Genomic DNA, 25,525 nt, shown 5'->3' on the forward strand with positions numbered 1-25,525 from the left:
ATCCCGGCTGGCGAACCAGCCGGGATATAAATTTTTCCAATCAGGTATATCCGCTGATCAATGGCGGAAATGGCGCACGCCGGTAAAGACCATCGCGACATTGTGCTCATTGGCCGCGTCAATCACTTCCTGGTCGCGCATCGAACCACCAGGTTGAATGACGGCCGTGGCGCCGGCGGCGATCGCCGACAGCAGGCCGTCGGCAAACGGCAGGAAGGCTTCAGAGGCGACTGCAGAACCGCGTGTCAACGGCTCTGCCAGCCCCATGGCCTTGGCGGCTTCCTCGGCCTTGATGGCTGCGATGCGAGCGGAATCGACACGGCTCATCTGCCCGGCACCGATACCGGCCGTCTGGCCATCCTTGGCGTAAACAACGGCATTCGACTTCACATGCTTGGCGACCCGGAAGGCGAACTTCATGTCCTCAAGCTCCTGAGCCGTCGGCGCGCGCTTGGTGACGACCTTGAGCTCCATATCCTCGACCAGTGCGTTGTCACGGTTCTGCACGAGCAGGCCTCCGGAGACGGTCTTTGCGGTCAGGCCGGCAGCGCGCGGATCGGGTAGGGCGCCAACCGAGAGCAGGCGGAGGTTCGGCTTGCGGGCAATGATCGCCTTGGCTTCCTCAGTGACGTCAGGCGCGATGATGACTTCGGTGAAGAGCTTGACGATCTCTTCGGCGGTTTCGGCATCGAGCAGGTTGTTCAGGGCGATGATGCCGCCGAAGGCCGAGGTGGAATCGCAGGCGAGCGCGCGCTTGTAGGCTTCCACGAGGCTCGGGCCGGTGGCGACGCCGCAGGGGTTGGCATGCTTGATAATCGCACAGGCCGGGCCGTTTTCCGGCAGGAACTCGGCAACGAGCTCGTAGGCCGCATCGGTATCGTTGATGTTGTTGTAGGAAAGCTGCTTGCCCTGGATGAGCGTTGCCGTGGAAACGCCGGGGCGATTTTCGCCGGTCAGGTAGAATGCCGCCTTCTGGTGCGGGTTTTCGCCATAGCGCATCTCCTCGCGCAGAACGCCGCCAATGACGCGGTGGCGCGGCGTGGCGATATCGAGCGCTTCGGCAAACCAGTTGGAGATCATCGCATCATAGGCTGCGGTGCGGGCAAAGGCCTTAGCGGCCATACGCTTGCGGAAATCATAGGTCGTCTGGCCGGCATCGGCGGAGAGCTGGGCCAGCAGCTCAGAATAATCGGCGGGATCGGTCAGCGTCGTCACATAGGCATGGTTCTTGGCCGAAGCACGGATCATCGCCGGGCCGCCGATATCGATATTCTCGACCGTCGTCGGGTAATCGCCACCGGCTTTGCGAACGTCCTCGAAGGGATAGAGATTGATAACGGCAAGATCGATGCCCTCGATGCCGTGCGCCTTCATTGCAGCCTGATGCTCGGCATCGTCGCGGATGGCGAGCAGGCCGCCATGCACCTTCGGATGCAGCGTCTTGACGCGGCCATCCATGATCTCGGGAAAATCCGTCACTTCGGACACGTCGGTCACGGCAAGGCCGGCCGCGGCAATCGCCTTGTGCGTGCCGCCGGTCGACAGCAACCGGACGCCCTGTTCGCTGAGCGCGCGCGCCAGCTCTACGATGCCGGTCTTGTCAAAGACGGACAGAAGCGCGGTTTTCACCTTCACCTTGTCGGGAGCAGGAATTTTCTTGGAAACGACGGCCATGGGCTTTCTCCGGGCTGAAGCAATTCCAGGAAAAGTGTACGGCGGTTTTCCGTCCGGAATTGCGCAATAACAAAAAGTAGAGCGAGATCGCTCTGGCATGAGGAGACGAGGCGTCCGGCGGAAATGGCGCGGGACGGACAATGCCGCCCCGTTAGCATAGCTGAGGCGCTTAGCCTATGGCCGATGGGACAAAAACCAACGGATTTCCGGCTTTTCGGTGATCCGGAAGACGATCTCGAGCTGGTCGGAAGAGCGCATACCAGAGGGATCGGCGAAAAAAATATCCTCCGCGACAAGCACCTCGTTGCCTGGCGAAGAGAAAACCCAGGTCTCGCCGTCGGGCGCGATCAGCAAGGCGGAGTCTGTCTCGGTCTGCAGCAGGCTGATCGACGGATGGACATGGAAACGCGCCGAGGCGATGCCTTCGCCTTTCGGTGGCTTCTTCCTGCCCTCCGGTACGAAGAAGCGATCCCGGCCGGCCAGGATCGTGCCTTTGGCGTTAAGACTCAGCTCGCGCTCGTGAACATAGCCGAAAGGCGAGAGATAGCCGTCATGTGCGGCGCGCACATAGTCGCGCCCATCCTCTGTCTCGGCTCGCTCGACAATGACCTTCTTCACACCTCCGACCATGATCGGCCCAAGGGACTTCGACTTGGAGAACTGCGACGACGAGGTATCGTTGAGCGTGACGGCCGAATGCGCAGCCGTCACCCGTGCGGCCTGAATATAGCGATCGCCGGCAAATTCCGGCGATCCGGAATTGATGATGAAGCGCGTCTTGCCCGACGACATCTCGAAGGAGAGACAGCCGGCATGCGCCGAGCGGCTGAGATCGGTCGAGGCGGGAGCGCCCGCGTCGATGATGACGACTGCCTGACCGGCGGCGAGCCGGTGATATTTCGTATGCGGGAGTGCCTTGAAGGCCTGTCCCGCGGTCTCGTCGTAACGCAGCACCGACATGAGCTCGTTGGCAAGCGTCGAGGTCGCACCATTGAACAGCGCCAGATCGCCATCCTGATGGCGGAAGAAGCGCAGGGCAGGGTACATGCGGTCGATGCCGGGAATAAGCCGTATCGGCACGTCATGACCGAGATTGACATAGGTCTGGCGCAAGGGCAGCAGATCGAGCAGCAGCTCCAGCGACACCCGCGGATTGCGGGAGATATGGCCGCCGTCTGCCAGAATCTGTCTGTCGATTTCACGATCGAGCGCCTGCCCCGCCCGCTTCACCGCCAGCGCGCCGTTGGGCATGGCGACGGACGACATGGCAAGCGCGATGCGCACGCGAAAACGGGTCGTGCCATCCCGCGCAGACGACGCCATGCGGCGCAAAAAGCGGACATGCAATACGAGCACGCGCATGAAGCGGCGATAGAAACCGCTATCCGTGCCGTGCAAAAGCACCGGCGAGTGCGACAGGAGCGCGATGAGCCGTTGTGCGGCGATGTCGGGCGCCCAGGCAAGCCCATGCAGTCGCCGGCCGTGAACGGCAATCCAATCGGTGAGAATGGAGCGCGCCATGGCCGAGGCCTGGTCGCTCTTTTCGGCCCGCAAATGCCGCAGCCAGCGGAAATTATGCAGCCGCGCAGCAAAAGCCTTGGACGGAAGCTCAAGCGAGAAAGGGGAACCGCCTTGCGTTTCGAGAACCCGGCCAGCCAGCAGGATGCGGCCGTTCAGAAGCTCCTCGACGAAAAACGGGTCGACACTGCGCAGATCCGTCGGAGCCACGATGAGACGTTCCGGCACACGCATCGTGTGGCGGGTGAGACGCAATCGCGTCAACGCCGCGCGGCGAGACATCCGCCGCCATGCTTCCCGCACGTATGAACTCACGAAACCCTGCCGCAGACCTGCATATTTGCTTCTGCTTACTCTCATTACCCGTGGTTAAAAAGAGGTTACAAATATACCAATTAAGAACAGGTTACCGACTTTTGAACCACTTTCGAAAGCCTGTGGAAACCACGCTACGGCCGGACGATTTTAGGTCCGCTCGACCTGAAATCTGAATCCGCTTCAGAATCAAAGACGTAGAGCATGATGTCGACCGAAAACCGCTCACACTTCTCGGCATCATGCTCTATCGCACACGCCGAAGCATGACCGCATAGAAGCCATCCAGGCCGGAAGCAAAACCATCGGTAAGCGGCAACATGTCTGGCGTCGTGCGGAAGGCGCCGAGCGGAGAAATCGCCGCTTCGAGGCCCGGCCAGTCGCTTGCTGCGATCGGAACCCGCTCGACATTGTCGCTGTCGGCAAGAAGGCGCGCGACCAGATCTTCACCCTCCTCGGGATCGAGCGAGCAATTGGAGAAAACGACGATGCCGCCGGGCTTGACGAGTGTCAGCGCATGACGCAGCAGGCGTTCCTGCAGCGCGGCGAGCTTGGCGATATCCTCCGGTCCCTTGGTCCAGAGCACATCGGGATGGCGGCGTGTCGTTCCGGTCGAAGAGCAGGGCGCATCGAGAAGGGCCGCATCGAAAAGTTCGTCGGGCTGATATTTGCTCATGTCGGCGCCGACTGTTTCGGCCTCGAAGCCGAGACGCGCCAGATTGCCGGACAATCTCTTCAGCCGGTTGGCGGACTGATCGAGAGCCGTGACCTTTGCACCTGCGAGAATAAGCTGCGCCGTCTTGCCGCCGGGAGCCGCGCAGAGATCGACGACCCGCTTGCCGGCGAGCGAGCCGAACAGCTTCGCCGGAATGCTGGCAGCTGCATCCTGAACCCACCATTCGCCCTTATCGAAGCCTTCAAGCGAGGGAATGGATCCCTCGAAAGCGGCGAGACGCACGCCACCGGTCGGCAGGACCACGCCGTTGAGGCGCTTCGCCCAGCCTTCGGCATCGGATTTCACGGTGAGATCGATGGCGGCCGGCTCGAGCTGGGTTTCGGAAATTTTGAGCGCTGCCGCTACCCCATAAGCCGTTTCCAGGCGGGAAAGGAACCAGGCCGGCATGGCGGGCACACCTGCGACCTTTTCGAGAATGTCCTGCTTTTCCCGCCCGATGCGGCGAAGAATAGCGTTGACCAGCTTGGCAAAGCGGCGATTGCGCGGGTCGCGGTTGGCCTGTTCGACGGCAAGATCGACGGCTGAATGATCCGGCACATCCAGATAGAGCATCTGCGTCGCACCGACCACGAGGACGTGGTGCAGGGCGCGGGCGCCTTCCGGCAGCGGTGAATCGAGCAGCGACGAAATCGTCGCCTCGATGCGCGGCAGATGCCGCAGCGCACTGTTCAGGATGGCGCGCACCAACGCCCGGTCGCTTTCGCCGAGCGCCTTATAGGCGGGATTGCCGCCTTCCGCGTCCAGCATTCCATCAAGCGGCGTCTTGCGATCGATGACGGCGGCCAGGATCTTCGTCGCCGCGGCTCGCGCCGCAAAACCGGGCTTCGCCGGCGCCGAATCATGCGGCCTGGACTTGTCCGAGCCCTTGCCGGATCTTCTTCCGTCTTTGTTGAAAGCTTTGTTTTTCGTGTCAGAACTCAAGACCAGGGACCCTTCGGCGGTTGTGAACCACCGCGACCCGTATTCGGCACGGAGCGCGATTTCCGCTCCGGATTAGCAGTCAAGACCGGCCCCGTCGAGCCAAAGCCCGCAGATGGGCCTGAAGACGGCGCCATCGGCGAGGCACCGCCGCCGCCATAGCGGGCCATTTCGTGCAGCGCCGCGATGCGGTTTTCCGTATTCGGATGGGTCGAGAACAGATTGTCCATGCGTTCGCCCGACAGCGGGTTGATGATGAACATATGCGCCGTTGCCGGATGTCCTTCGGCTTCCTCATTCGGAATATGCGAGGCACCGCGGGCGATCTTGCCGAGCGCCGAGGCAAGCCAAAGCGGATTGCCGCAGATCTCCGCACCACGACGGTCGGCGGAATATTCGCGCGTTCGGCTGATCGCCATCTGCACCAGCATCGCGGCCAGAGGCGCAACGATCATCGCGGCGAGAACGCCGACCATGCCGAGCGGATTGTTGTTGTCGCGGCGGCCGCCAAACAGGAAGGCGAAGTTGCCGAGCATGGAAATGGCGCCGGCAAGCGTCGCCGTAATCGTCATGGTCAGCGTGTCGCGGTTCTGCACATGCGCCAGCTCATGCGCCATCACGCCGGCCACTTCTTCCGGCGTCAGCGCGTGCAGCAAGCCCGTCGAGGCGGCAACGGCGGCGTTTTCGGGGTTACGGCCCGTGGCAAAGGCGTTCGGCTGCGGGCTGTCGTAGAGATAAACCCTGGGTATCGGCAGGCCGGCATTGCGGGCGAGATCGCGAACGATACGGTAGAATTCCGGCGCGCTGCGCTCATCCACCTCCTGCGCACCGTAGGTGGAAAGCACCATGCGATCCGAATTCCAGTAGGAAAAGAAATTCATGCCGGCAGCGACGACAAATGCGATCAACATGCCCGATTGACCGCCGATGAGATAACCAACGCCCATGAAAAGGGCGGTCATGAAGGCAAGCAGCATGGCGGTACGCATGAGATTCATCAAAAGGTCTCCAACAGATCTGGCGCCCAAACCTTTTTCTTTGCGGCCGGACGCATTGGAGACGGATGATTTCAGGTCTAAGAGATCTGAAATCTGAATCCGCTCCGAAATAAAAAACAGAGCATGATGTTACCCGAAAACCGTTCACACTTTTCGGCATCATGCTCTATGATTTGGCTATTCCTCCCCTCATTTCAATATTTCGGAGGTCGCTCGAGACCATGCACCCCGCAGATAACGACAATAAAATCGACATTGAAGACGGCGATGTCACCCGCAAACCGCTCTCACCCGCCGCTAAGCGCGCCCTTGCCGAAGCCGAGGAGCGCCGCCAGGCGCAGGCCAGTGCAGAGCTGCCCCCGGAAATCGGCGGCCGCGGCGGCTCCGACCCCGCACGCTTCGGCGACTGGGAGATCAATGGTCGAGCGATCGATTTTTAGGGATAGCGGCTGAGATATCTCAAGCCGGGCGCCGTGCAGAGCAAGCGGTAAGCGCTCAAATTTTCGAAGTACCTTTTGAAAAGGCGCCGTACCCAAGGGTATGGCGCCTTTGAATTCAGGCCTTAAGCAGCATCCGCCTTGTTCTGGCGGTTTGCGATCAGATCATCGACGACGGCCGGATCGGCGAGCGTCGAGGTATCGCCGAGCGCGCCGAAATCGTCCTCGGCTATCTTGCGCAGGATGCGGCGCATGATCTTGCCGGAGCGGGTCTTCGGCAGGCCGGGAGTGAACTGGATCTTGTCCGGCGAGGCGATCGGGCCGATTTCGGTGCGAACATGCTTCACCAGTTCCTGCCGCAGCGCATCCGAGCCTTCCAGGCCGACCATCAGAGTCACGTAGCAATAGATGCCCTGACCCTTGATCGAGTGTGGGTAACCAACGACAGCCGCTTCCGACACATGTTTGTGCGACACCAGCGCCGATTCCACCTCCGCCGTACCGAGACGGTGGCCCGAGACGTTCAGCACGTCATCGACACGACCGGTGATCCAGTAATAGCCGTCCTCGTCGCGGCGGCAGCCGTCACCCGTGAAATACTTGCCCTTGTAGGTAGAGAAGTAGGTTTGGATGAAGCGCTCATGATCGCCATAGACCGTGCGCATCTGGCCCGGCCAGCTGTCGGCGATGACGAGATTGCCGTCCGTGGCGCCTTCCAGCACGTTGCCTTCGCCGTCCACCAGCTGCGGCTGGACGCCGAAGAAGGGCAGGGTGGCCGAGCCGGGTTTCAGGTCGGTCGCGCCCGGAAGCGGCGTGATCATGTGACCGCCGGTCTCCGTCTGCCACCAGGTATCGACGATCGGGCAGCGGCTGTCGCCAACCACCTTGTAGTACCATTCCCATGCTTCCGGATTAATCGGTTCGCCGACCGTGCCGAGCAGGCGCAGGCTGGAGCGCGAGGCGCGCTTGACGAAATGATCGCCAGCACCCATCAGCGAGCGGATCGCCGTCGGCGCTGTGTAGAAGATATTGACCTTGTGCTTGTCGATGACATCCCAGAAGCGGCCCTGATCCGGGTAGTTCGGCACGCCTTCGAACATCAGCGAGGTCGCAGCATTCGCAAGCGGCCCGTAGACGATGTAGGAGTGGCCAGTGACCCAGCCGACATCGGCCGTGCACCAGTAGATATCGCCGGGGTGATAGTCGAACGTATACTCATGCGTCATCGCCGCATAGACGAGATAGCCGGCCGTGGTGTGCAGCACGCCCTTCGGCTTGCCGGTGGAACCCGAGGTGTAAAGGATGAAGAGCGGATCTTCGGCCTTCATCTTCGCCGGCGGACAATCCGGCTTCGCCTTGGCGGTTTCCTCGTGGTACCAGAGGTCGCGGCCTGCTTCCCAGGCGATCTTGCCGCCGGTACGGCGCACGACCAGGACATTCTTGACGGCGACATTCTGCTTGGCGGCGATCTGGATCGCCGTATCGGTATTATCCTTCAGCGGAATGGACTTGCCGCCGCGAACGCCCTCGTCGCAGGTGATGACGAAGGTGGATTCGCAATCGACGATGCGGCCACCAAGTGCTTCAGGCGAGAAGCCGCCGAAGACGACGGAATGCACAGCGCCGATGCGGGCGCAGGCGAGCATGGCATAGGCCGCCTCGGGGATCATCGGCATGTAGATGGTGACGCGGTCGCCCTTCTTGACGCCGTGCTTCTTCAGGACATTCGCCAGCCGGCAAACCTGATCGTAGAGCTCGTTATACGTGACCTTCCTGTCGATATAGGGGTTGTCACCTTCCCAGATGAAGGCAACGCGATCACCGTGCTTCTTCAGATGACGGTCGATGCAATTGTAGGAGACGTTGGTGACGCCGTCCTCGAACCATTTAATCGAAACCTTGCCGGTAAACGACGTATTTTTCACCTTTGTATAAGGCTTGAACCAGTCGATACGCTTGCCATGCTTGCCCCAAAATTTGTCGGGATCCTCGACGCTCTGCTGATACCATTTCTGGTACTTCGCCTCATCGATCAAAGCATGTTCCTTGACCGATTTCGTCACCGGATGAATCTTTTCCGACATAGTCTCCTCCTTGAACCCTGGCACCCTCTCTCGCAATTATGGGTGCTCTTTCCGCGCAATCAATAGCAGGTCAAACCATGACAGCAATTGGACAAAGTGCATTTCATGCGCAAAGAATTGCAATTACGCGACACTATCGCTATATAGGGCCGTATTTCCCGGACATTGTGGTGTTACACCCCGGACCGCGACACCGGCGCGGACTGACAGAAGGACTATATCCATGGCTCAACAATTGCTCATGCCGAAGGCAACTGCCATCTGGCTTGTCGACAATACGGCCTTGTCATTCGACCAGATCGCGCAGTTCTGCAAGCTGCATCCGCTCGAAGTGAAGGCGATTGCCGATGGCGAAGCCGCACAGGGCATCAAGGGCCTCGACCCGATCTCGACCGGCCAGCTGACACGCGACGAGATCGCCCGCGCCGAAGGCAATCCGAACCACAAGCTGAAGCTCTCCGAGCCGAAGGTTCGCGTGCCGGAATCGAAGCGCCGCGGCCCGCGCTACACCCCGGTTTCCAAGCGCCAGGATCGTCCGAACGCCATCCTGTGGCTGGTGCGCAACCATCCGGAACTGAAGGATGCGCAGATTTCCCGCCTCGTCGGCACCACGAAGTCGACCATCGAGCAGATCCGCGATCGTACGCATTGGAACTCGGCCAACCTGGCGCCAATGGACCCGGTCACACTCGGCCTCTGCAGCCAGATCGACCTCGATATGGAAGTTGAAAAGGCCGCCAAGGGTCGCCCGCTGCCGACCGCTGCCGAGCTCGGCGCAACGCTACAGCCCGCTCAGGAGACCGAGAAGCTCGGCTTCAGCTATGACCGCGATGACGAGAAGGAAAAGGAAATCGACGCCGATGCCGTTTTCGCCAAGCTCAAGTCGCTGAAGTCGACGAGCCGCGACGACGAAGACGACGATCAGTTCTAAGATCCGACAAAGCGGACATTATGCAAAGCCCCGGTCTTCGACCGGGGCTTTTTTCATGGCATCTCGCAATTGACGACATAACGCTTTTGTTGCGTCCTTATGCAGCAAGACAACCACAAGGATATTGTGTAGGCTTCGGTGAAACGACCATCGAGAGTTGCATCAGCTATGTCGGTCCTGGCCATTGGATATTACAGCTACGCGTGCGGATTGATCTTTGCCGTCGCTTCAGCACTGCGGACACGGCGGCGAGTACTTCGGGGGCCTTTCGGGAAATTCGCGATATTCGAGCATATCATACTGCCGATCGTCTTCGTGATCGTCGGCATCACCATCTACTCGCTTGTCGAAGTCGACAAGCTCATCGTCACCGGCATCATCATCATATTTTCAGCACTGACATTGGTCATGCTGATGGTCTTTGCGCCGTTCCTCGTTTTGGCATTCGCGTTTCTCGCTTACGCCTTCACCATCTCCTGGGAGGAAATTACCAATATCATCGCCCTGTCGTTCATTGGCACGACAATAGGAAATGTTATCGGCTATGCGTGGGGAAGCCGGGCAACCCGTGCTGTGGCGCCGCCTAAATAACGCTTTGGAGGGTGTAAGCCTGCGTTATCGCGCCCCGAAGATCGCAGAGCCGACGCGAACGCTTGTTGCGCCGAAGGCGACGGCAATTTCATAGTCGCTCGACATGCCCATGGAGAGTTTTTCGACGCCGGCCTGCTTGGCAAGCTTTGCCAGCAGGGCAAAATGCGGCCCGGGATTTTCCTCCGCCGGCGGAATGCACATCAGGCCCTCGACCGACAGACCAAGTTCCTTGCGGCACAAGCCGACGAAAGCAACCGTATCGTCAGGCGCAATACCTGCCTTTTGCGGCTCCAGCCCGGTATTGACCTGCACGTAGAGCCTGACGGCTTTATTCTGACGCTTCATTTCGTCAGCCAGAGCCCGAGCGATCTTTTCCCGGTCGATCGTTTCGATGACGTCGAATAGCGCCACGGCATCTGCGGCCTTATTCGATTGCAGCGGCCCGATCAAGTGCAGCTCGATCCCTGGAGTTTCGGCCTTCAGCTCTGGCCACTTGCTCTGACTCTCCTGCACGCGGTTCTCGCCAAAGACTCGCTGGCCGGCCGCAATCGCCGGGCGGATCTGATCGGCGTCGAACGTCTTGGAAACGGCAACGAGCTGCACGGAACCGGCTTTTCGGCCAGCCTGGCGTTCGGCCGCAGCAATATGGGAACGGACTTCGTTCAGACGCTCTTGAAGTTCCATCTTTTCGCCTCGATATTTCGCCTGCTTCTCAATCCCTGCAGTAATGACGAAGGCAGGCTTTGCCAAGGGCGAAAGCGCCCGAATCCGGCTTTGCTTTGCAAGATAAGGCACTTGCTGCACCTGCTAAACTTGACGCTTGGGTGGTTTCGTGGTGAAGGTCACGCCTTACTCCCCATGATTTTCCGGAATACAAGATCAGATGTCTATCGAACGTTATAATCCGCGCGACGCCGAGCCCCGCTGGCAGCAAAAATGGAACGAAGAGGAAGTCTTCGTTACCGACAACGCCGATCCGCGCGAGAAATACTACGTTCTAGAGATGTTTCCCTATCCGTCGGGCCGCATTCACATGGGCCATGTGCGCAACTACGCCATGGGCGATGTCGTTGCTCGCTACAAGCGCGCCCGCGGTTACAACGTGCTGCATCCGATGGGCTGGGACGCCTTCGGCATGCCGGCGGAAAACGCCGCGCGCGACAACAAGGTGCATCCAAAGGAATGGACCTATCAGAATATCGCCTCGATGCGCACCCAGCTGAAGGCCATGGGTCTGTCGCTGGACTGGAGCCGCGAATTCGCGACCTGCGACGTCGATTATTACCACCGCCAGCAGATGCTCTTCATCGACATGATGGAGAAGGGTCTCGTCTACCGCAAGAAGTCCAAGGTCAACTGGGACCCGGTCGACAACACCGTTCTTGCCAATGAGCAGGTCATCGACGGCCGCGGCTGGCGCTCCGGCGCGCTCGTGGAGCAGCGCGAGCTGACGCAATGGTTCTTCAAGATCACCGAATTCAGCCAGGATCTCCTGGATGCGCTGGATACGCTCGACCATTGGCCAGAAAAAGTGCGGCTGATGCAGAAGAACTGGATCGGCCGTTCCGAAGGCCTGACCATTCGCTGGGAGATCGTTCCGGAAACCGCACCCAATAGCGATCGTGAGATCACGGTCTATACGACGCGTCCGGACACCTTGTTCGGCGCATCCTTCCTCGCAATCTCTGCCGACCATCCTCTGGCCAAGGAAGCCGCAGCCAAGGACGCGGCTATCGAAGCCTTCTGTGAGGAATGCCGCCGTGCCGGCACCTCGCTGGCTGCGCTCGAAACGGCGGAAAAGAAGGGCATGGACACCGGCATCCGCGTCCGCCATCCCTTCGACCCATCTTGGGAACTGCCCGTCTACGTCGCCAACTTCGTGCTGATGGACTACGGTACTGGCGCCATCTTCGGCTGCCCCTCCGGCGACCAACGCGACCTAGATTTCGCCCGCAAATATGGCCTGCCTGTCGTGCCTGTCGTCATGCCCGCAGATGGTGATGCCACAAGCTTCAGCGTCGGCGATATCGCCTATGACGGTGGCGGTGTGATGATCAACTCGCGCTTCCTCGACGGCATGAGCACCGACCAGGCCTTCGAAACCGTGGCGACGAAGCTCTCCGAAACGAGCATCGGCAATGCGCCGCAGGCCGAGCGCAAGGTGAATTTCCGCCTGCGCGACTGGGGTATTTCACGCCAGCGTTATTGGGGCTGCCCGATCCCGGTCATCCATTGCGATGACTGCGGCGTGCTGCCCGTGCCGAAGCAAGACCTGCCGGTCAGGCTGCCCGACGATGTGACCTTCGATCAGCCCGGAAACCCGCTGGATCGACATGCCACATGGCGCCATGTCGCTTGCCCGCAATGCGGCAGGGATGCGCGCCGTGAAACGGATACGATGGATACCTTCGTCGATTCGAGCTGGTATTTCGCCCGCTTCACGGCACCTTGGGAAAATCAACCGACGGATCAGAAGGCCGCCAACCATTGGCTGCCTGTCGATCAGTATATCGGCGGCATCGAGCACGCGATCCTGCACCTGCTCTATTCGCGCTTCTTCACGCGCGCCATGCGTGAAACCGGCCATCTCGACGTGAAGGAGCCCTTCAAGGGTCTGTTCACACAGGGCATGGTGGTGCATGAGACCTACAGCCGCGGCAATGGCCTGACGCGCGAATGGGTGTCGCCGGCCGATCTCAACATTGAGGAGGTGGACGGCCAACGCCGCGCCACGCTGCTTTCGACCGGTGAAGACATCACCATCGGCGCCATCGAAAAGATGTCCAAATCAAAGAAGAACGTCGTCGATCCCGACGATATCATCGCGTCTTACGGCGCCGATACCGCACGCTTCTTCGTACTCTCCGATTCGCCGCCCGATCGCGACGTCATCTGGTCGGAAGCCGGTGTCGAAGGTGCGCACCGTTTCACACAGCGCATGTGGCGCCTCGTATCCGAAGCTGCGGATGCACTAAAGGCAGTTGAATCGAATCCGGCTAAGGATGGTGAGGCGCTGGCAATTTCGCAGATCGCTCACCGCACGCTGAAGGCTGTTCAGGGCGACTACGACAAGCTCGCCTTCAACAAGGCCGTGGCCCGCATCTACGAGTTCGTCAATGCGCTCGCAGCGCCGCTGAGCAAGGTTGCGGCAGGCCAAGCCGATGCTAGCTATCGCTCCGCCGTCCGCGAAGCTGTCGAGATCCTGATTGCGCTCGTTGCGCCGATCACCCCGCATCTGGCCGAAGAATGCTCGACCGCGCTCGGCAACACTCACATGATCGCCACAAGCGCTTGGCCGGTCTACGACGAAGCACTCGTGATCGAAAACGAGATCGTCTATCCCGTCCAGATCAACGGCAAGAAGCGCGCCGAATTGACAATCGCGCGCGATGCAGATCAGAATGCCGTGCAACAGGCCGTGCTCGCCCTGGATGCCGTCAAGAGCGCATTGAACGGTCAGGCGCCAAAGAAGATCATCGTCGTTCCACAGAGGATCGTGAACATTGTCGTCTGATAGCCTTTTCAAGTTCGCTCGCATCGCCGGCGTCGCGTCCCTGGTGGCAGTTGCCGGCCTTTTGTCGGCCTGCCAGGTCAAGCCGCTCTATGCCGTCAGCACCGGCGTGACGCAGAAACTCTCGCAAGTCTCGTTTTCCGAAACGGGCAGCCGCGTCGGCCAGGAGGTGCGTAACCAGCTAATCTTCATCGCCGGACGCGGTGCTGGCGAGACGAAGACGCCTAGGTACACAGTCGATCTGAGCGTTAGCTCGAGTATAGGTGGTGTTCTTTATCTTCCGTCGTCCGATACGTCTGCCGCCGGCCGCACGACCGTTACGGCTTCCTTCGTGCTTAAGGAAAAGGACACTGGTAAGGTACTGAAGTCCAGCACGCGCGCGGTCACGTCGCTCATCGATTTCCCGACGCAGGAATTCGCCAAGTATCGGGCAATCCTCAACTCGGAAGATCGGGCCGCCCGCGAGGTTGCAGAGATGGTTGCAGCCGATATCGCCGCTGCCCTAAGCCGGTGAAAGAGAGCGCGGCATGGCGGAAATCAAGTCTCATGAATTTGACGGATTCCTGCAAAATGCCGCGCGCAACTATCGGGTTTTTGTCATATACGGCCCGGATCGCGGTCTCGTTTCCGAACGGGCCGCGCAAATTGCCAGCAAGACCGGCGTCGATCTGAACGACGCTTTTTGCCTTATCAAACTCGATGTCGGTGATCTGCAGAACGACGCGGGACGTCTGCTGGATGAGGTCAACGCAATCGGCCTTTTCGGCGGAGAAAAGCTCATCTGGATTCGAGGAGCCGCCAACGAGAAGGCCTTGATCGATTCGCTGCAGATCATCGCCGATAGTCCCCCAGACGCAAGTTTCGTCATCATAGAAGCCGGCGATCTCAAGAAGGGATCGGGCCTGCGCAAGATCGCCGAGGCGGCCCGTACCATCGCTACCATTCCGTGCTATGCGGACGATGTCAGGGCGCTCAATGGGCTGATAGATACTGAGCTGGCAAATGAAAATCTGCGAATAACGCCAGCTGCGCGACAGGCACTTTTGGAGCTTCTCGGAGGCGATCGAATCGCATCGCGCAACGAAGTCCGCAAGCTTGCGCTTTATTGCCGTGGGCAGGGCACGATTGAGGAAGACCACGTCAACGACATCATCGGCGACGCCAGCGCCATCTCCACCGACGACGCAGTCGACGCTATCCTGAAGGGCGACCCGGAGACCTTCCTTCACGCGATACAGAAGATCGCCTCGTCCAAGACGCCAATGTTCCTCGTGCTTCAGGGGTGCCTGAAGCAGTTTCAGCTGCTCGACACAATGCGAGCCGAAATGGACGAAAGGAAGCTGGCTCCCGCCCAGGTCATGCAGACGCTCGGCCGCCACTTGCATTTCCGCCGCAAGCCAATCGTCGAGCAGGCACTCAAAACCTGGACGGCTCCTGCCATAGCGCGCGAAATGAACAGGCTACAATCTGCCGTTCTTCAGACGCGTCAGCGTGCCAGCCTCGAAGACACGATCGCCACGCAAACGCTGCTGGCAACAACGCTGCAATCGGCCCGAAAGGGCTGATGTTTCAAGGGTAATCTGCAGCAAACCGAGATCAGCGCCGCTCCAGCAGACGGCAAATTTCTTCAAGCTGCTCCAGCGTCTTGTAGGATATTCTGACCTGGCCGCCATTACCGCGGTGATTGATCGAAACATCCAGCCCAAGCGTATCCGAAAGCGTCCGTTCCAGCGCCAGGGTGTCGGAATCTTTTTCGTCCCTATGCGCGCCGGCAGGACGGGGGTCGTTCTGCGCCTTGATATCATTCTGCGCCAATCGCTCCGCATCACGGACCGACATCCCCTTGGAAACGATCGTGCGTGCCAGGCCGGACGGATCCGACGTCGACACCAGAGCGCGAGCATGTCCCGCCGAAAGGCTGCCGGCGGCCAGCATATCACGCACCGGATCAGGTAACTTCAGAAGGCGAAGAGAGTTGGCCACATGGCTACGGCTTTTGCCGATGATTTCGCCGAGATCGTTCTGCGTGTAACCATGCTCGGCGATGAGCTGCTCATAGCCCAGCGCCTCTTCCAACGGATTGAGATCGGCACGCTGAACATTTTCGACAATGGCGATTTCCAGCGCCGTCTTGTCATCCACGTCGCGAACGATGACGGGGATTTCGATGAGCCCGGCCAACTGCGCCGCACGCCAGCGTCTTTCGCCGGCAATGATTTCATAACGATCTGCCGAAACCGTGCGAGCAACGACCGGTTGAACAATCCCGTGCTGCCGTATGGAACTGGCGAGATCGTGCAGCTCCGTCTCATCGAAATAACGGCGAGGGTTACGTGGATTCCGCGAGATGAATTCGATCGGCACCAGGCGATCCGGATTTACCGCCGGCTTCCCCGCTTCCACCGGCGTAGGCTGATCCATCTCTCCGATGAGAGCTGCCAGGCCACGCCCAAGGCGCCGTTTCGAAAGGTCATCATTCATCGCCGATACTCACTCTAAAACAAAAAAATATCAGGCTGCAGCCTTGCGCTGCCGCTCCCGCTGGATCACTTCCGAAGCCAATTGCAGATAGGCCTGGCTTCCCGCGCACTTCAGATCGTAAAGGATCGCAGGCTTGCCATAGGACGGCGCCTCCGACACGCGTACGTTGCGCGGAATCAACGTGTGGTAGACCTTCTCGCCGAGATGCGTACGGACGTCGCTCACCACTTGTTGTGCAAGATTGTTACGGGAATCAAACATCGTCAAGACGATACCCTGAATATCCAGGGACGGGTTCACAGTACGACGCACTTGATCAACCGTTTCAAGCAGCTGACTGAGGCCTTCCAGCGCGAAAAATTCGCACTGCAACGGCACCAAAACCGAATGCGCGGCCGCCATGGCATTCATGGTTAACAAATTGAACGAAGGTGGGCAATCGACCAGAATATAGGAGAAGGAAAGGGCATCCGGGCTATTGAGCGCTCGCCGAAGCCGGAAAACCCGATCAGGCTGCTGCGCAATCTCCATTTCGACGCCCAACAGGTCCATCGTCGAGGGCACAATGAAAAGGTTCGGAACGGCCGTTTCCAGAACAGTTTCCAGAATCGTATGCGTCCCAGCCAGAAGATCGTAAGAAGACTGCTTACGATCGCGCCGCTCGATGCCCAACCCGGTGCTGGCATTGCCCTGCGGGTCGAGATCGACGATCAAAACCTTCTCGCCGATGGCCGCCAGTGCCGTCGCGAGGTTGATCGCGGTCGTCGTCTTACCGACGCCACCCTTTTGATTTGCGATGGTAATAATCCGGTTTCGCTCGCCGATCATCTGCCGCACATCCAATTTCGGTTAAATCAGGCGCCGAATACGACTTAATTCCAAAATTACGGAATCTCGCTCGACGACACTTGGATGTTTTACCAGATCGAATTCCCAACGACCACGGGCTTTCTGGAGCTCGCGTGCGTAATCCCGGCCTTTATGCAGCACAAGATGCAGATTTTCGTTGCGCTCCAGCCAAGGCTCCGAGTAGTTGAGCAGCAAATCCAGCTCGGCTAGTGCACGTGCCGAGATCGTGTCGCAATGCTGTATAACCGCAGGTGCTTCCTCGATTCGGATCGCATGAACAGCACCGCGCGCCTCACATTCCCGCAAGCAAACGCGCAGAAATGCGGCCTTCTTCTGGTTGCTTTCAACCAGATCGACGTGGCCAGCGCCTTGTTCCGCCAGCAGAATCGCGGTTATCACACCTGGGAAACCGCCGCCGCTACCCAAGTCGACCCAGTGATCTGTGTGCGGATGAAGCTGGAAAATCTGCGCGCTATCAGCGATATGGCGGCTCCAAAGATCGCCAATCGTTGAAGGTGCTACGAGATTGATGGTCTTGGCCCACTTCTGGAATAGCTCCGCAAAATGCAGCAATCGCTCCTGTGTTTCACGTGAAACACGCACACCGTTCAATTCCATATGTTGGACTCTCAAACCTTGCAGTACTAGGAAACAAGCTTCTGTTCATCGGTCGTTCCCATCTTTCGGAGATGAGCCAGAAGTAGCGAGAGCGCCGCTGGCGTCATTCCATCAATCCGAGAAGCTTGCGCGATATTCTTCGGACGCGCGGCTGTCAGCTTCTGCTTCAGCTCGTTGGACAATCCCGAGAGAAGGGTAAAATCGAACTCGGCCGGTATGGCGCGTTCTTCTTCCCTTCGAGCCTGCACGATATCGGCGGTCTGGCGATCCATATAAACAGCATAGGCCGCCTCAATCTCGATCGCTTCCGCTATACCGCGCTCTAACGAACCCAACTCAGGCCAAAGCCGCGAAAGGCTCGTTACAGATTGATCAGGATAGGACAGTAGCTCGTAGGCCGAACGTCTCTGCCCGTCCTTGTTCAGATGCAATCCGGCCTTCGCTGCTTCGCTGGGCGTAATCGTCAGTTCCTTCAACTGGCTTCTAGTGCGCTCCAGTTTCTCCATATAATCATTGAAGCGCGATGCGCGCGCGCTACCAACACTGCCAATCGCAAGCCCTATCGGTGTCAAACGCACATCGGCATTATCGGCGCGAAGGGACAGCCGATACTCTGCGCGCGAAGTGAACATTCTATAAGGCTCGGCGACACCCCGCGACGTCAAGTCGTCGATCATCACGCCGATATAGGATTCGGTGCGGCTAAACTCGACGGTTTTCCCGCCGGAAGCCAATCGCGCCGCATTCAAGCCGGCAACGAGGCCTTGAGCTCCGGCTTCTTCATAGCCGGTCGTACCGTTGATCTGGCCGGCCAAAAAGAGGCCTGGAATCTTCTCCGCCTCCAGTGACAATTTCAGCTCGCGCGGATCGACATGATCATACTCAATGGCATATCCGCACTGTAGAATATGGACTCGTTCCAGACCCGGAATAGTTCTGATGAAAGCGTCCTGAACTTCCTCGGGGAGGGACGTCGAGATGCCATTTGGATAGACTGTGGTATCATCAAGCCCCTCTGGCTCGAGGAATATCTGATGGCCATCCCGTTCGCCGAACTTGACGATTTTATCTTCGATCGAAGGACAGTAGCGCGGGCCGACCCCTTCTATCTGACCGGAGTACATCGCAGAGCGCCTCAGATTTTCGGCGATGATCTTGTGCGTTTCCGGCGTCGTGCGTGTCACGCCGCATTCGATCTGCGGATTCACGATCGAATCAGTCATGAAGGAGAAGGGCGTCGGATCCTCATCGGCGCCTTGACGGCCGACAGACTCCCAATCGATCGTCGAGCCATCCAGACGCGCAGGAGTTCCTGTCTTCAGGCGGCCAAGCGCCAGGCCATAGCGCAGCAATGTGCCGGAAAGTCCAACCGAAGGCTCTTCGCCTACGCGGCCGGCCGGAATTTTCTTGTCGCCGATATGGATGAGGCCACGAAGGAACGTGCCGGTCGTCAAGACAACGGCGCCACAACGGATCACTCTTCCGTCTTTCAAAACGACGGCTGAAACGCGGCCATGCTCGATCGTCAGATCGAAAGCGTCGCCTTCGATGACGTCAAGGTTCGCCGTTCCCTCGATCTCGGCCTGCATCGCAAGTCGGTAGAGCTTGCGATCCGCTTGCGTGCGCGGACCACGAACCGCCGGACCTTTCTTGCGGTTGAGCATCCGGAACTGGATACCTCCGGCGTCGGCAATGCGGCCCATAAGTCCATCGAGCGCATCGATCTCGCGGACCAGATGTCCCTTGCCGAGGCCACCAATGGCGGGATTGCAAGACATGACGCCGATGGTGGCGCGCTTATGCGTAACAAGAGCCGTGCGCGCACCCAGCCGCGCCGACGCGGCTGCAGCTTCAGTGCCTGCATGACCGCCGCCCACAACGATCACATCATAAATATTGTCCCGCATGATCACGATCCTCGATGAAGCCGTCTGTTTGGCACATCAATCCACGGAGTCAAGAAGGTTTCACGTGAAACGCTCCTAAGAGCATTCTATCGGCATGTTTCACGTGAATCATTTGCCAATGCAAAACTCAGAGAAGATCACATCAAGAAGATCTTCGACATCAACCCGGCCCGTTATCCTACCGAGGCTATTGGCGCTTTGGCGCAAATGCTCCGCTCTGATGTCGAGGCCTTGACTATCAAAACTTACTGCCATGCTCAATGCATCAAGACTTTGTTTAAGGAGCGTGCGATGGCGCAACCGGCTAGGGAGGGCTAGAGAGAGAGACGGCGAGCGATCCCGCAAGTCATTGATGATAAGCTGATGCAATTCAGCAAGCCCATGGCCGAATGTCGAGGAGATAAGTAGATCGTACGCACCATTCGCTCCCGCGCGAAGATCAGCCTTCGTACCAAGCTTGATAACTCTGCCTGTAAAGCCGGGAAATTCGGTTTGCGCCGGTTGACCGATCTCCGCCAGCGAGAGAACCAAGTCTGCATCCGCCACGGTCTTCAGAGCTCGGCGGATACCCTCTCTCTCGACCAGTTCTTCAGTCTCTCGCAGGCCTGCAGTGTCGTAGAGTCTCACGGCATATCCATCGATATTCAGATCCACATGCAGGACGTCGCGCGTCGTCCCGGCAATATCGGTGACGATCGCGACTTCGCGTTTTGCCAGAGCGTTGATGAGGCTGGATTTGCCCGCATTTGGCGGGCCGGCAATAACGACACGCAATCCATCCCTTACGATCTCGCCGAAGTCCCCACCAGCCAAATGTTCGGCTAGTTCGGAACGCAGGCGTTCCATGTCGCTCCAGACGAGATCGGAAACAGATCCGGGTACGTCATCCTCATCAGCAAAATCAAGCTCTGCCTCAATGAGTGCGCGGGCGCGGGTCAGCCTATCGGCCCAACCCTCATACAGAGCCGAAAGGCCACCGGCCGCGTGCTCTATCGCAAGGCGTCGCTGCATTTCCGTTTCCGCACTGATGAGATCCGCAAGCCCCTCGACCTCGACAAGATCCATCTTGCCGTTCTCAAGGGCGCGTCTTGAAAACTCCCCATGTTCCGCAAAACGACAATCTTCGAACAGCGAAAGCTCCGCCAGGAGGGCAGCGACAACCGCCTTGCCCCCATGAATGTGAATCTCCGCGCAGTCTTCTCCGGTGAAAGAGGCCGGACCTGGAAAGGTCAAAATAAGGCCACGGTCCAGAATAAGACCGTTACGAGTCCGAATCGTTTTAAGCGTTGCTTGACGAGCTGCAGGGACAGATCCTGCAAGTGATTTCACCACATGCATTGCTTCACTGCCGCTGATCCGAATCACGGCAACGCCGGCGGGAAGGCTACCGCTTGAGAGGGCATAGATTGTCTGGTTCGCTGCGTTCATAAATTTGATCCGGTTCCGAATCGATTCCTATTTGCCAATTGGCGTGGAACTTCATCGGTCCTGAAGGAGTGGCGCGGCCGCGCTTGCGTTTTCGATCTCGCGCATACTGGCACGGGAAGCCGTGCGATATATTCACGCGATATGCTCCAAACGGAAATCGGGCCGCCCGAGGCGACCCGATCATATCATTTCACAGCCTCTGCCAAAGAGACAGTCAATTTGACGAGAGTTACGTGTTCATCGAGTCGAAGAAATCCGGGTTGTTCTTCGTCTGCTTAAGCTTATCGATGAGGAATTCGATCGCATCGGTCGTGCCCATCGGCGCGAGGATACGGCGAAGAACGAAAATCTTCTGCAGATCCTGACGCGGCACGAGCAGGTCTTCCTTACGCGTGCCGGACTTGAGAATATCCATGGCCGGGAAGATACGCTTGTCGGCGACCTTACGGTCGAGCACGATTTCCGAGTTACCCGTACCCTTGAATTCTTCGAAGATGACTTCATCCATGCGGCTACCGGTATCGATCAGCGCGGTCGCGATGATGGTCAGCGAGCCGCCTTCTTCGATATTACGCGCGGCGCCGAAGAAGCGCTTCGGGCGCTGCAGGGCGTTGGCGTCGACACCACCGGTCAGAACCTTGCCCGAAGAAGGAACGACAGTGTTATAGGCGCGGCCGAGGCGGGTGATCGAATCGAGCAGGATGACGACATCGCGACCATGTTCCACAAGACGCTTGGCCTTCTCGATGACCATTTCGGCGACCTGGACGTGACGAACCGCCGGCTCGTCGAAGGTCGAGGAAATGACTTCGCCGCGCACCGAGCGCTGCATGTCGGTCACTTCTTCCGGACGTTCGTCGATCAGAAGCACGATCAAATAGCAATCGGGATGATTGGCGGTGATCGAATGAGCAATGTTCTGCAGGAGAACGGTCTTACCGGTACGGGGCGGAGCGACGATCAAACCGCGCTGGCCCTTGCCGAGCGGCGCCACCAGATCAATGACGCGGGGAGAAAGATCCTTCGACGTGGGAACGTCGAGTTCCATGCGGAAACGCTCATTCGGATAGAGCGGCGTCAGATTGTCGAAGTGGACCTTGTGACGGATCTTTTCCGGATCGTCGAAATTGATGGTGTTGACTTTCAGCAGCGCGAAATAGCGCTCGCCTTCCTTCGGACCGCGGATCGGCCCCTCGACCGTGTCGCCGGTCTTCAAAGAAAAGCGGCGGATTTGGGAAGGGGAGATGTAGATATCGTCCGGACCGGGAAGATAGTTCGCGTTGGCGGAGCGAAGGAAACCAAAGCCGTCCTGCAGAACTTCGACGACGCCCTCGCCGATGATTTCCACGTCCTGGCTTGCGAGCACTTTCAGAATTGCAAACATCAGTTCCTGTTTGCGCATCGTGCTGGCGTTTTCGACCTCGAGCGATTCGGCGAATGCCAGAAGATCGGTCGGGGATTTATTTTTCAGTTCCTGAAGCTTCATTTCAGCCATGAAGGGAATTACTCATTTTTTAGAAGGGGAAAGGCAATGTTGCTCGTATTCAGAACCGCGATAGGGGGCGCTCGCGGGCGACAGAATGGATACATGCCACGAAGAAGAGATGGCGGGAAAATAGCGACTCACTTTCTGAACCGCAAGGGGGGTCGGCGAAATGAAGGAAATTTAACGTCCCCACCAAAAATGGGCCAATCCCGCTAGAACGGCTTCACTACCGCGAGAATGACAATGACGATCATCAGAAGCGTTGGCGCCTCGTTCATCATTCGCCAATAGCGGGCCGAATGCTTGTTTTCATCACGGGCGAAAGTGCGCACCGCGCGGCTGAAAAAGCCGTGGAGACCGGACATGATAACGACAAGCCCGATCTTGGCGTGCAGCCATCCGCCGTGGAAATCATAAACCGACCAGGCGAGATAGAGCCCGAAGATCCAGGTCAGGATCATTGCCGGCGTTATGATGTAGCGCAGCAAACGCTTTTCCATCACCTTGAACGTCTCGGATTGCTGCGAACCTGGCTCCGCATCGGTGTGGTAGACAAAGAGGCGCGGCAGATAGAGCATTCCCGCCATCCACGAAATGACGGCGATGATGTGCAGGGCCTTGATCCAAAGATAGAGATCGACCGGATGCCAGGCGAACAGCCCGATCGCCAGAACGGCAAAAATCAGGATCATGAAATAGGCCCGTGAGCCGGCTTTTCTGCCAGGCGCTTCGTCGGTCTGCTTTTCCATCGTCATCAGCCTCTCCATCCGCGAACGCGCTCGACAAGCGCCGAAACATTGGCCGGGTCGGCTTGCGGCGTGATCCCGTGCCCAAGATTGAAAATCAGTGGGCCATGTCCGAGATGCTGGAGAATGTCGTCGATCCCATCCTCCAGCGCCTTGCCGCCGGCAACGACACGCATCGGATCGAGATTACCCTGTACCGGGCCTTCCTGCTGCAGCTCCCGCGCAAAAGCCAAAGGCACCGACCAATCGAGGCCGATCGCATCAGCACCGGTCTTCTGCCGATAGGTTTTCAACTGGTACCCCGCGCCCTTGGCAAAGGCGATGATCCGCGCCTGTGGACGCTGCGTCTTGACCGAAGCGATCATTCTGGCAACCGGCTTGACGGCGAAAGCTTCGAATTCCTTCTCCCCCAACACGCCGGCCCAGGAATCAAAAATCTGCACCGCGTCGGCGCCGGCATCGATCTGCGCCACGAGATAGGAGGCAGAGATATCCGCAAGCAGCATCAGCAGATGTTCGAAAGCCTTGGGATAACGATAGGCGAAAAGACGGGCAGGGGCCTGATCCGGCGTGCCGTGCCCGGCAATCATATAGGTCGCAACGGTCCAGGGAGCGCCGCAGAAGCCGAGCAGCGTCGTTTCGACAGGCAAGTCCTGCCGCAGCCGCCGAACGGCCTCCATGACAGGCGCAAGGTGCGCAATCACACCCTCCGGCTTCAGGGCCAGAATTCCAGCCTCGTCGATCGGATCCATCTCCGGACCATGTCCCTCGGTGAACCGGACATTGCGCTTCAGCCCGTCGGGGATGACGAGGATATCCGAAAAGAGAATGGCTGCATCGAAGCCATAACGACGGATCGGCTGCAGCGTCACTTCCACCGCATGATCGGGGGAGTAACAGAGATCGAGAAAGCTCCCGGCTTTGGCCCGCGTCTCGCGATACTCAGGCAGATAGCGTCCCGCCTGACGCATCAGCCAGAGAGGGGGAGGGGAAAGCGTCTCACCGCTCAATACCCGCATGATCTTCCGGCGTTCATCGGTCACAGCCGTCGTCCTATATAAAACCAAACATATATCTAAGGTTTCTATTTCTTAGAGTCGGTGACTATCAAGGATTAAAGTTCATCCATCGCCTGTCCAATTTGTCGCGGCTCAGCAGCGATCGAGCAAAGAAATTCTGGCGAAGGCGAGATATGTGGATAGATAGCTCAATCCTTCAATCTTTTGAAAGGTTTATGGCCGCATCCGTTTGAAGAGCGCCTGGGGATAAGTTGGGGAGCTGCCGGAGTTAGCCGACTTTGTCCACATTGCCCACAGCCGCCGCGAAAGCCTCTGCGCGGAAACGCCAAATGTGGAAAACTCGGCGGTTTTCCACTTGCCCGGGATGGCCCCCTTCTCGTACCTCTCTGTTATCCAAAGATATCAACAGGCAATGGAAAGTAGCGTGGAAAACCGAACGAGCTTCTTTCATCTGCACCTGATTTCTGACTCAACGGGAGAGACTCTCATCTCCGCCGGCCGGGCTGCATCCGTGCAATTCCATGCCACGCAGCCGATCGAGCACGTCTATCCACTGATCAGGAATCGCAAGCAGCTCCTGCCGGTTCTGGAGGCGATCGATCACAGCCCGGGCATCGTCCTCTATACCATCGTCGACCGCGAGCTTGCCGATTTCATCGACGAGCGCTGCCGGGAAATGGGCGTGCCCTGCGTCAACGTGCTCGAGCCGGTCATGAATGTTTTCCAGACCTATCTCGGCACGGCATCGCGCCGGCGGGTCGGTGCGCAGCATGTGATGAATGCCGATTACTTCGCCCGCATCGAGGCGTTGAACTTCACCATGGATCATGACGACGGACAGATGCCCGATGATTACGACGATGCCGACGTGGTCATCATCGGGATCAGCCGCACGTCGAAAACGCCGACCAGCATTTATCTGGCCAACCGTGGCATCAAGACCGCCAATATTCCGATCGTTCATGGCGTGCCGCTGCCGGAAAGCCTGGCCAGGGCAACCAAACCGTTGATCGTCGGCCTGGTCGCCACCACCGACCGCATTTCGCAGGTGCGCGAAAATCGTATCCTCGGCTCCACACCTGGTTTCGATCGCGGCGACTACACCGATCGTGCGGCAATCTCAGAAGAGCTGAAATACGCCCGCTCTCTCTGCGCAAGGCACAACTGGCCGATCATCGATGTCACGCGTCGCTCGATCGAAGAGACTGCGGCGGCTATTGTTGCCCTGCGCCCGAAGCTGCGCTAATCGCTCCACATCCAAATGTCAGAGGCAGCCGT

At 58.6% G+C, this 25,525-nt stretch carries 21 protein-coding genes; 7 read left to right on the forward strand and 14 right to left on the reverse strand.

What is annotated here, in order from left to right; genetic code table 11:
* Positions 1 to 57: 57 nt before the first annotated feature.
* The 4 genes from purH to htpX all read right to left on the reverse strand — a co-directional run bounded on the left by purH (position 58) and on the right by htpX (position 6,159).
* Positions 58 to 1,674: a bifunctional phosphoribosylaminoimidazolecarboxamide formyltransferase/IMP cyclohydrolase gene (gene purH / locus GGD46_RS14310; protein WP_184704879.1), complete on the reverse strand. Its 1,617-nt coding sequence runs from the start codon at positions 1,672 to 1,674 to the stop codon at positions 58 to 60.
* Positions 1,675 to 1,848: 174 nt separating this feature from the next.
* Positions 1,849 to 3,552: a heparinase II/III family protein gene (locus GGD46_RS14315; protein WP_184704881.1), complete on the reverse strand. Its 1,704-nt coding sequence runs from the start codon at positions 3,550 to 3,552 to the stop codon at positions 1,849 to 1,851.
* A 202-nt stretch (positions 3,553 to 3,754) separates the two neighbouring features.
* The gene (locus GGD46_RS14320; RefSeq protein WP_184704883.1) at positions 3,755 to 5,164 is read right to left on the reverse strand and encodes an RsmB/NOP family class I SAM-dependent RNA methyltransferase; all 1,410 of its coding nucleotides are present in this window, start codon (positions 5,162 to 5,164) and stop codon (positions 3,755 to 3,757) included.
* Positions 5,161 to 6,159, reverse strand: coding sequence for a zinc metalloprotease HtpX (htpX, locus tag GGD46_RS14325; protein ID WP_184704884.1), 999 nt, complete (start codon positions 6,157 to 6,159; stop codon positions 5,161 to 5,163). Before htpX ends, GGD46_RS14320 begins: the two co-directional genes overlap by 4 nt.
* Positions 6,160 to 6,380: 221 nt before the next feature.
* On the opposite strand from htpX, the gene GGD46_RS14330 reads away from it, so the two are divergent.
* On the forward strand, positions 6,381 to 6,599 hold the full coding sequence (locus GGD46_RS14330; RefSeq protein WP_184704886.1) for a DUF1674 domain-containing protein: 219 nt from the start codon (positions 6,381 to 6,383) through the stop codon (positions 6,597 to 6,599).
* 122 nt (positions 6,600 to 6,721) lie between these two features.
* On the opposite strand, the gene acs is transcribed toward GGD46_RS14330, so the two are convergent.
* The gene (gene acs / locus GGD46_RS14335; protein WP_184704888.1) at positions 6,722 to 8,680 is read right to left on the reverse strand and encodes an acetate--CoA ligase; all 1,959 of its coding nucleotides are present in this window, start codon (positions 8,678 to 8,680) and stop codon (positions 6,722 to 6,724) included.
* A gap of 223 nt (positions 8,681 to 8,903) precedes the next feature.
* Here acs and GGD46_RS14340 point away from each other — a divergent pair, with 223 nt between their 5' ends.
* Positions 8,904 to 9,611, forward strand: coding sequence for a DUF1013 domain-containing protein (locus GGD46_RS14340; protein WP_184704890.1), 708 nt, complete (start codon positions 8,904 to 8,906; stop codon positions 9,609 to 9,611).
* Positions 9,612 to 9,779: 168 nt separating this feature from the next.
* On the forward strand, positions 9,780 to 10,202 hold the full coding sequence (locus GGD46_RS14345; protein ID WP_184704892.1) for a hypothetical protein: 423 nt from the start codon (positions 9,780 to 9,782) through the stop codon (positions 10,200 to 10,202).
* A gap of 24 nt (positions 10,203 to 10,226) precedes the next feature.
* Here GGD46_RS14345 and GGD46_RS14350 read toward each other — a convergent pair whose 3' ends face one another.
* Positions 10,227 to 10,886 (reverse strand): YggS family pyridoxal phosphate-dependent enzyme, encoded by a 660-nt coding sequence (locus GGD46_RS14350; RefSeq protein ID WP_184704894.1) that lies wholly within the window; start codon positions 10,884 to 10,886, stop codon positions 10,227 to 10,229.
* Between the two features lie 199 nt (positions 10,887 to 11,085).
* Here GGD46_RS14350 and leuS point away from each other — a divergent pair, with 199 nt between their 5' ends.
* The 3 genes from leuS to holA are packed head-to-tail and all read left to right on the forward strand — an operon-like array spanning position 11,086 to position 15,278.
* A complete protein-coding gene (leuS, locus tag GGD46_RS14355) occupies positions 11,086 to 13,716 on the forward strand; it encodes a leucine--tRNA ligase (RefSeq protein ID WP_184704896.1) in 2,631 nt (876 codons plus the stop codon).
* Positions 13,706 to 14,227: an LPS assembly lipoprotein LptE gene (locus GGD46_RS14360; RefSeq protein WP_184704898.1), complete on the forward strand. Its 522-nt coding sequence runs from the start codon at positions 13,706 to 13,708 to the stop codon at positions 14,225 to 14,227. The genes leuS and GGD46_RS14360 overlap by 11 nt, the downstream gene beginning before the upstream one ends.
* 13 nt (positions 14,228 to 14,240) lie before the next feature.
* On the forward strand, positions 14,241 to 15,278 hold the full coding sequence (holA, locus tag GGD46_RS14365; RefSeq protein WP_184704900.1) for a DNA polymerase III subunit delta: 1,038 nt from the start codon (positions 14,241 to 14,243) through the stop codon (positions 15,276 to 15,278).
* Positions 15,279 to 15,309: 31 nt separating this feature from the next.
* Here holA and GGD46_RS14370 read toward each other — a convergent pair whose 3' ends face one another.
* The 8 genes from GGD46_RS14370 to hemE form a co-directional block, all read right to left on the reverse strand.
* Positions 15,310 to 16,194: a ParB/RepB/Spo0J family partition protein gene (locus tag GGD46_RS14370; protein WP_184704902.1), complete on the reverse strand. Its 885-nt coding sequence runs from the start codon at positions 16,192 to 16,194 to the stop codon at positions 15,310 to 15,312.
* A gap of 30 nt (positions 16,195 to 16,224) precedes the next feature.
* A complete protein-coding gene (locus tag GGD46_RS14375; protein ID WP_184704904.1) occupies positions 16,225 to 17,022 on the reverse strand; it encodes a ParA family protein in 798 nt (265 codons plus the stop codon).
* Between the two features lie 21 nt (positions 17,023 to 17,043).
* The gene (gene rsmG, locus GGD46_RS14380) at positions 17,044 to 17,661 is read right to left on the reverse strand and encodes a 16S rRNA (guanine(527)-N(7))-methyltransferase RsmG (RefSeq protein ID WP_184704906.1); all 618 of its coding nucleotides are present in this window, start codon (positions 17,659 to 17,661) and stop codon (positions 17,044 to 17,046) included.
* 26 nt (positions 17,662 to 17,687) lie between these two features.
* On the reverse strand, positions 17,688 to 19,568 hold the full coding sequence (mnmG, locus tag GGD46_RS14385) for a tRNA uridine-5-carboxymethylaminomethyl(34) synthesis enzyme MnmG (protein WP_184704908.1): 1,881 nt from the start codon (positions 19,566 to 19,568) through the stop codon (positions 17,688 to 17,690).
* Positions 19,569 to 19,676: 108 nt separating this feature from the next.
* On the reverse strand, positions 19,677 to 20,996 hold the full coding sequence (mnmE, locus tag GGD46_RS14390) for a tRNA uridine-5-carboxymethylaminomethyl(34) synthesis GTPase MnmE (protein ID WP_184704910.1): 1,320 nt from the start codon (positions 20,994 to 20,996) through the stop codon (positions 19,677 to 19,679).
* A gap of 229 nt (positions 20,997 to 21,225) precedes the next feature.
* Positions 21,226 to 22,491: a transcription termination factor Rho gene (gene rho, locus GGD46_RS14395; RefSeq protein ID WP_004127423.1), complete on the reverse strand. Its 1,266-nt coding sequence runs from the start codon at positions 22,489 to 22,491 to the stop codon at positions 21,226 to 21,228.
* A gap of 203 nt (positions 22,492 to 22,694) precedes the next feature.
* A complete protein-coding gene (gene hemJ / locus GGD46_RS14400) occupies positions 22,695 to 23,237 on the reverse strand; it encodes a protoporphyrinogen oxidase HemJ (RefSeq protein ID WP_184704912.1) in 543 nt (180 codons plus the stop codon).
* Positions 23,237 to 24,271 (reverse strand): uroporphyrinogen decarboxylase, encoded by a 1,035-nt coding sequence (hemE, locus tag GGD46_RS14405; RefSeq protein ID WP_184704914.1) that lies wholly within the window; start codon positions 24,269 to 24,271, stop codon positions 23,237 to 23,239. The genes hemJ and hemE overlap by 1 nt, the downstream gene beginning before the upstream one ends.
* A gap of 400 nt (positions 24,272 to 24,671) precedes the next feature.
* On the opposite strand from hemE, the gene GGD46_RS14410 reads away from it, so the two are divergent.
* The gene (locus tag GGD46_RS14410) at positions 24,672 to 25,493 is read left to right on the forward strand and encodes a pyruvate, water dikinase regulatory protein (RefSeq protein WP_184704916.1); all 822 of its coding nucleotides are present in this window, start codon (positions 24,672 to 24,674) and stop codon (positions 25,491 to 25,493) included.
* The last annotated feature ends 32 nt before the right edge of the window (positions 25,494 to 25,525 follow it).

This window comes from Martinezella lusitana (assembly GCF_014207095.1).
Classification (GTDB): Bacteria; Pseudomonadota; Alphaproteobacteria; order Rhizobiales; family Rhizobiaceae; genus Rhizobium; species Rhizobium lusitanum_B.